The sequence below is a fragment of the Brevibacillus sp. NRRL NRS-603 genome, from assembly GCF_003013445.1.
In the GTDB taxonomy this organism is placed as follows: Bacteria; Bacillota; Bacilli; order Brevibacillales; family Brevibacillaceae; genus Brevibacillus; species Brevibacillus formosus.
Window position 1 is genome coordinate 1 of sequence record NZ_PXZN01000163.1, and the last position, 637, is coordinate 637.

The window sequence follows — 637 nt, forward strand, 5'->3', positions numbered from 1 at the left end:
AAAAAAAGAACGAAAGCAACAACCGCCTTCGTTCTTCCATACGTTTATGCAAAAAAATTCGGAAAGTCAAAGTCATCCCGTTTGCCCGCCAAAATATTACGTAATAAAAGATCAGCGGTCTCTGTGGCAAACTGGTAATCCTCGCTCGTGATAACACCTTTTTTCAATGCCTCATCGAGTTCATCCTGATCAAGCAGGTATACTTCTCCTGTCGGCAGAACTACGATGTCGAGGTACAAATCGTCATACCAGATATGCCCGTTCTCATCCTTGCCATGTCCCCGGCAAATATCGATATACCATTGCACGGTATTCCCCAACTCATCCAGCATTTTCGTAACCGCATAAGCTTGACCATGGGGAAAATACTGCAAATACACATATCCTCTATTGCCCACACACATTGTTTGATCCCCGACAGACATGTAGGCAGGCTCACTTACTTCGTCCAGAGTCAGGCGGACAGTGTACCCTGAGAAAGACAAAGCTTCTACCCATTTCTGCTGGTAGCCCAATCGCTTCACGCGTCTCCAACCAGGTCGATCTGCTCGTTTTCGCTTCATAGCCTGCCCTCCCTCGTCGTTTTGGTTGTTTTTACTCTACCATGAATGGTACCGCTTTGTCAGATAGCAAACAA

The 637-nt window shown here is 46.2% G+C and carries 1 protein-coding gene; it reads right to left on the minus strand.

Annotated features, from left to right (window positions below):
• Positions 1–44 precede the first annotated feature (44 nt).
• Positions 45–563: a ribonuclease FAU-1 family protein gene (locus C7R94_RS29620; RefSeq protein WP_106786042.1), complete on the minus strand. Its 519-nt coding sequence runs from the start codon at positions 561–563 to the stop codon at positions 45–47.
• Between the last annotated feature and the right edge of the window lie 74 nt (positions 564–637).

Bases quoted from the DNA above. Each gene is read 5' to 3' on its own strand.
- C7R94_RS29620 (WP_106786042.1), bottom strand. From the start codon at position 563: ATGAAGCGAAAACGAGCAGATCGACCTGGTTGGAGACGCGTGAAGCGA.